Origin of the sequence: Salinigranum sp., from assembly GCF_041641895.1 — an archaeon.
Taxonomy (GTDB): Archaea; Halobacteriota; Halobacteria; order Halobacteriales; family Haloferacaceae; genus Salinigranum.
On the sequence record NZ_JBEPXO010000134.1, the window covers coordinates 1 to 5,764 of the forward strand.

The 5,764-nt window shown below is 69.7% G+C and carries 7 protein-coding genes; 4 read left to right on the forward strand and 3 right to left on the reverse strand.

The window, feature by feature from the left end:
* Nucleotides 1–477: PQQ-binding-like beta-propeller repeat protein (locus tag ACESK5_RS18605; RefSeq protein WP_372913079.1), on the reverse strand; the 477-nt coding region annotated here is incomplete at its 3' end.
* A 102-nt stretch (nucleotides 478–579) separates the two neighbouring features.
* Between ACESK5_RS18605 and thrC the strand changes: the two genes are divergently transcribed.
* From thrC to ACESK5_RS18620, 3 genes are all read left to right on the forward strand, one after another.
* Complete coding sequence (thrC, locus tag ACESK5_RS18610; protein WP_372913080.1) at nucleotides 580–1,884, forward strand: threonine synthase; 1,305 nt, start codon at nucleotides 580–582, stop codon at nucleotides 1,882–1,884.
* A gap of 89 nt (nucleotides 1,885–1,973) precedes the next feature.
* Nucleotides 1,974–2,450, forward strand: a complete 477-nt coding sequence (locus ACESK5_RS18615; RefSeq protein WP_372913081.1) for a hypothetical protein — start codon at nucleotides 1,974–1,976, stop codon at nucleotides 2,448–2,450.
* Between the two features lie 81 nt (nucleotides 2,451–2,531).
* The gene (locus ACESK5_RS18620; protein WP_372913082.1) at nucleotides 2,532–2,741 is read left to right on the forward strand and encodes a hypothetical protein; all 210 of its coding nucleotides are present in this window, start codon (nucleotides 2,532–2,534) and stop codon (nucleotides 2,739–2,741) included.
* A 5-nt stretch (nucleotides 2,742–2,746) separates the two neighbouring features.
* On the opposite strand, the gene serA is transcribed toward ACESK5_RS18620, so the two are convergent.
* Nucleotides 2,747–4,342, reverse strand: a complete 1,596-nt coding sequence (gene serA / locus ACESK5_RS18625) for a phosphoglycerate dehydrogenase (protein WP_372913083.1) — start codon at nucleotides 4,340–4,342, stop codon at nucleotides 2,747–2,749.
* 167 nt (nucleotides 4,343–4,509) lie between these two features.
* On the opposite strand from serA, the gene ACESK5_RS18630 reads away from it, so the two are divergent.
* The gene (locus ACESK5_RS18630; protein ID WP_372913084.1) at nucleotides 4,510–5,160 is read left to right on the forward strand and encodes a hypothetical protein; all 651 of its coding nucleotides are present in this window, start codon (nucleotides 4,510–4,512) and stop codon (nucleotides 5,158–5,160) included.
* Here the strand turns inward: ACESK5_RS18630 and ACESK5_RS18635 are convergent.
* Entirely contained in the window at nucleotides 5,157–5,576 is a 420-nt protein-coding gene (locus tag ACESK5_RS18635; protein WP_372913085.1) for a hypothetical protein, read from the reverse strand. The genes ACESK5_RS18630 and ACESK5_RS18635 overlap by 4 nt on opposite strands.
* Nucleotides 5,577–5,764: the final 188 nt, after the last annotated feature.

A 5,764-nucleotide genomic window follows, 5' to 3' on the forward strand; every position in this document is an offset into this window, starting at 1 on the left:
GTCGTACCCGACGACGCGCCCGCCGCGTCCGTCCGGTCCACCCTCGTACGTCGTGGCGACGAGGACGCTGTCCGACCCGGTGACGGCCGGCGACCCGGCGACTTCGGTGGGTGCGACCCCCGCTGCGTCCCGGTCGGGGAGGCGCGTCTCCCACACCTCGCTCCCGTCGGTAGCGTCGACAGCCCGGTACCGGCGGTCGGTCCCGACGTAGACGGTGCTGTCGGCGACGACAGGTGAGGTGATTCGCCACCCCCCGACTCTGGTCCGCCACGCCTCCGTCACGGCTCCCGGGAGCGTCGCGTCGACGGCCGAGCGGTTCCGCGGCCCGCCGCCGGCCATCGGCCAGTCGGTCGTCGGGAACGCTCCGTCGCGCGAGGCACAGCCGGCCAGTCCGGCCGTCGCGCCGACGGCCGCCGTCGCCACCCGGAGGACGTCGCGACGCGACACGACCGCGTCGGTAGCACCTGTGGAGGGCATCGGCCGGCGGTTCGACCTCCCCGGAGAAGTGTCTTCTCCCGGCTCCTGGCTCCCGGCTCCCGACCGTCCCCCTTTTTGTACTGCGGTACAAGCCACAGCACAATGAGCCTGGAGTTGACCGCCGCCACCCCGACGGCGCCCGACGACGTCGCGGGCGACGTCTGGCTGGAGTGTATCGAGTGTGGTGAGACGTTCGCCCCGTTCGCGGACATCCGTTACACCTGCGACGACTGCGACGGCCTCCTCGAAGTGAGGTACGCGAACCCGCCGACGTTCGACGACTTCGAGGGGCGCGGCGTCTGGCGCTACTCGGCGGCGCTCCCGTTCGAGGAGGGCGTCTCTCTCCCCGAGGGGGCCACGCCACTCCACCACGTCCCCCGCCTCGAGAAGGCCGTCGACGTCTCGACGCTCCGGGTCAAACACGAGGGGATGAACCCGACGGGGAGCTTCAAGGACCGCGGCATGACCGTCGGCGTCCGGGTCGCGAAGGAACTCGACGTCGGCCGACTCGCCTGTGCCTCGACGGGCAACACGTCGGCGGCGCTCGCCGCCTACGGCGCACGGGCGGGTCTCGAGACGCTCGTGCTCCTCCCGTCGGGGAAGGTCGCCGCCGGCAAAATCGCTCAAGCGGCGCTCCACGACGCGCGCATCCTGGAGGTCGACGGCAACTTCGACGCCTGCCTCGACATCGTTCAGGAGCTGGCCGAGAGAGGCGAGGCGTACCTGCTGAACTCGTTGAACCCCTTCCGTCTGGAGGGACAGAAGACCATCGGCCTGGAGATACTCGAGGAGTTCCACGCGGACCACGGCACCTACCCCGACCGAATCGTCCTGCCCGTCGGCAACGCCGGCAACACCGCCGCGCTGTACAAGTGCTTCCGCGAACTCGTCCAGTCGGGCGCGCTCGACGCCGAGGACGTGCCCAGACTCACCGGCGTCCAGGCCGAGGGCGCGGCGCCGATGGTCGAAGCCGTCGAGAACGGCGCCGACGAGGTTCGGCGGTGGGAGGAGGTCGAGACCATCGCCACCGCCATCCGCATCGGCAACCCGGTCAACGCGCCGAAGGCGCTCCCCGGCATCCGCAACACGGGTGGGACCGCCGTCTCCGTCTCCGACGAGGAGATCACGGCCGCCCAGCGGGCACTCGCCAAGGAGGGCGTCGGCGTCGAACCCGCCTCCGCGGCGAGCGTCGCCGGGCTGAAGAAACTGCGCGACAGCGGGGCGGTCGACGCCGACGAGGACGTGGTCTGTCTCACGACCGGTCACCTGCTGAAAGACCCCGACGCGGCGTTCGAGGCCGGCAACGAACCCGAACCCGTCGCCAACGACACCGCGGCGGTGCTGGACCTCATCGAGGGCGAGGGTCGTCGGAGCCGGGGCCGTCTCCGCCGACTCCTCCCGTTCTAGCCACCGACCGTCCCTCGTTCATCGCGGGCCGAACGTGCGTGACGCGCGTCTGACGTACGCTTTTCGTCGTCGGCCGAGTATCTCCCTCCGTGCCCCCGAGCCTCCCAACCGGAACCGTCAGTCAGACGTCGGCGGGCACGCGAACGTTCCCTCCGGAGTCGAACTCGGACCGCGAGCGCGAGCGTGTCTCCGCCACGTCGACGCCGCATCGTCGACTCCCCCGGACACAACAGCCTCCGACGCCGAACCAACTCAACGGCCCGCCGTCACCCGTCGTCCCGCGACGCGAACACGACGCTGCCGTCGCCCACGAACACGACCGGGTCGCCGAACTCGCCCGCGAGAACGAAGCGCTCCGCGAGTACATCCGGGAGCAGGCGACCGACAAGCAGGCCGTCATCGAACGGTACGAACACCTCCTGCAGCAGCGTGACGCACAGGCCGCGTCGCGTTCGTCGTCGTCGCCTGACCCACCCGAACCGGCGGAAGACGGACTCCTCGACAGCCTCCGGTCGGGCCTCTCGGCCCTGCGTTCTCGGGCGGCCGACTGGGTCGACCGCCGCTAGTCGGCCGCCGGTCGGCGGCGCCAGTCCGTCACCGGTCGGCCGGCCCGCAGACTCTTGTCGCTCGACTCCCGACCCCCGGGTATGCCCTGTTCGCGTTCGTCCAGGTCACGCACGGAGCGGAAGGAAGCGAGCAAAGGAGCGGCCGCGGGGGCGACAGTCGGCGCGCTCGTCGGTTCGCCGCTCGGCCCGCTCGGTGCCGGTATCGGCGCGGGGTTCGGCGGGGCCTCGGGGTTCATCGCCGGCACCGCGAAAGGAAAGCTGAAGGCGAAACTGAAGCCCGGCTGTCGGTGACCTGACTACTCCTCGTCGCCGTTGTCGAGGGTGATGTACTTCACCTCGGTGATGCGCTCGTCGGCGAGCAACTCGTCGCGGACGGCCTGCGGCACGTGGTCGTCGAGGTTGTACACCGTCAGCGCCGCGTTCTCGCCCGGCGCGCGCCGGGCGTTGAACATCCCCGCGATGTTGATGCCGTTGTCGCCGAGGACGGTCCCGATGAAGCCGATGACGCCGGGACGGTCGTAGTTGCGGGCGACGAGCATCTGGCCGTGCGGGATGGCGTCGACGCGGTAACCGTCGATGCGGACGATTCGCGGGTCGTCGCCGGCGAACAGCGTCCCGCAGACGCCGAGGGAGTCCTCCTCGTTCTTCACCGTCACGGTGACGAGGCTCTGGAAGTCCGCGGACTGCCGCGACTTGGTCTCGACGACGTCGATGCCGCGCTCCTCGGCGATGCTCGGCGCGTTGACGGCGTTGACCTGCCACTCCAGCGGGGTGAACACGCCCTTCAGCGCCGAGGCGGTGACGAGTTCGACGTCCTCCTCGGCGATCTCACCCTGGTAGCTCACTTCGATTTCGGAGATGCGCTGGTCGAACACCTGCGCGGCCACTTTGCCGGCCGTCTCGGCGAGGCCGATGTACGGGCGGATGCGCGGGAAGGCGCTCTGGTCGACCGAGGGGGCGTTCAGTGCGTTGACGACGGGTTCGTCCGCGAACGCCGCCATCACCTGGTCGGCGATGCTCGTCGCGACGTTCTCCTGGGCCGCCTCGGTGGCGGCACCCAGGTGCGGCGTGACGATGACGTCGTCCACCGTCAGGAGCGGGTTGTCGGCGTCGACCGGTTCGCTCTTGAACACGTCGATGGCCGCGCCGTCGAGGGTACCGTTCTCGACGGCGGCAGCCAGCGCCGCCTCGTCCACGACGCCGCCGCGGGCACAGTTGACGAGGTAGCCCCCGCCCATCAGTTCCAGTTCGTCGGTGGAGATGAGTCCCTCCGTCTCGGGGGTCAGGGGGGTGTGGACGGTGAGGAAGTCGGCGCGTTCGAGACACTCCTCGAACTCGACGAGTTCGGCACCCAGTCGGTCGGCGCGCTCCTCGCCGATGTAGGGGTCGTACGCGACGAGGTTCATGCCGAGCGAGTCGAGCCGTTTCGCGACTTCCTGCCCGACGCGGCCCAGCCCCACGATGCCGAGCGTCTTCCCGTTGAGTTCGGTGCCGAGGTAGTCGCCCTTCGCCCACTCGCCCGCCTTCAGCCGCTGGTGGGCCTGCGGGATGGACCGGGCCGTCGCGAACGCCATCGCGACGGTGTGCTCGGCGGCGGCGCGGACGTTCCCTTCGGGTGCGTTGGCGACGACGACGCCGTGGTCGGTCGCGGCGTCGATGTCGATGTTGTCGACGCCGATGCCCGCTCGCCCGACGATGACGAGGCCAGGGGCGGCCTCGAACACCGCCTCGGTCACCTCGGTGCCCGAGCGGACGACGAGCGCGTTCGCGTCCGAGACGGCGTCGAGCAGTGCGTCCCCCTCCACGTCGTAGTCGGTCACGACCTCGTGGCCCGCCTCACGCAGTCGTTGGATACCCGCATCCGCGATGGGGTCCGTGATGAGTACCTTCATGCGCGTATCGTTCTTCGGTGCCCGGTTAAGCGTTTCTTCAGCGGTCGGACTCCGCGGTATTAGGTGTGCTCACACGCCACAGGACCGGACGCGGCTCGCGTCGTTTTCCCTCCGCTCGAGTCCGACGGGACGGCAGCTATTTGGCCGTCGAACGTCGTTCGTGCACCATGCCGTCGGCATCCGTCGCGCTCGACCCGGACGCACTCGCCCCCGGGACGAACGTCCTCCTCTCCGGGCCGGTGATGACCGGCAAACAGCGCGTCCTCCTCCGCCTCCTCGCCGGGGGTGACCCGACCGACCGCGGCACCGTCGTCGCCACCACCCGCACGAGCGCGGACGCCGTCTCGCGGACCTTCGAGGCCATCGCCGGCGAGGTGCCCGACGACCTGTTCGCCGTCGTCGACTGCACGGGCACCATCGCGGAGTCGCGCGTCCGGAAGACGGCGAACCGACGCTTCCTCAGCAACCCGGGCGACCTGACCGGCGTCGGCATCGGCCTCACGGAGTTCATGCGGCGCTTCTACCACCGTGGGGACGAGGCCCGCGTCGGCGTCCACTCCCTCTCGACGATGCTCATGTACACCGAGTTCCGACGGCTCTTCCAGTTCCTCCACGCCGTCACCGGCCGCATCGACAGTTCCGGCTTCGTCGGCGCCTTCGCCGTCGACAGCTCCGCACTCGAACCGCGCGAACTGAACATCCTCCTCCAGCTGTTCGACAGCGTCGTCGAGACGCGCGACGGCGACGAGTCGGTCGAGTACCGGGTCCGCGGTGCTGACGCGGGGACGCTCGGACCCGGGTCGTGGACGTCGTTCTAACCCTCGTGTAGTTCGTCGAGTGCCGCGTCGACCAGCGCCGACTCGTCCCGGTCGAACACCGCGACGACCCCCGACCACTCCCGGTACGGGAACGTCGCGACGAGCGCGTTCTCGTACCAGCGGAGCGTCGACTCCAGCGTTCCAAGTCCCTCGATTCCCGGCTCCTGTGGCGGGTCGCCGACGCCACGGAAGGCGAACGCCCGTGCCTGTTCCTCCAGGCTGTCGCCCAGCGTGTCGCGGACGTCGTCGCGAACGTACAGCACCTCGTGCTCGTCGCCCCGATACCGGACGACAAGCCGCAGCGAGTCGTCGCTCTCCGTTCGAAGCGCCCGGACGAACCCGCGGAGGGGGCGAGTTTCGTGTTCACCGGCGTCCTCGCGGATGTCTTCTTCGACGTCGCTGAGGGATTCGCTCATGCTACGGTGTACGCGTGTCAGTACAAATAGTCCTCGCGACGATTATCAGAACGGATTCTGCGGTTCGGGAGCGGACGCTACACTGACCGGTTCCGGCGGACCCGCCCGTCCGTCTCCCGCCGTCCACCGCCCGGCCTCGGATGGCAAAGTTTCAAACCTGGCCTCCCGTCTAGCCGGTATGAAACTCG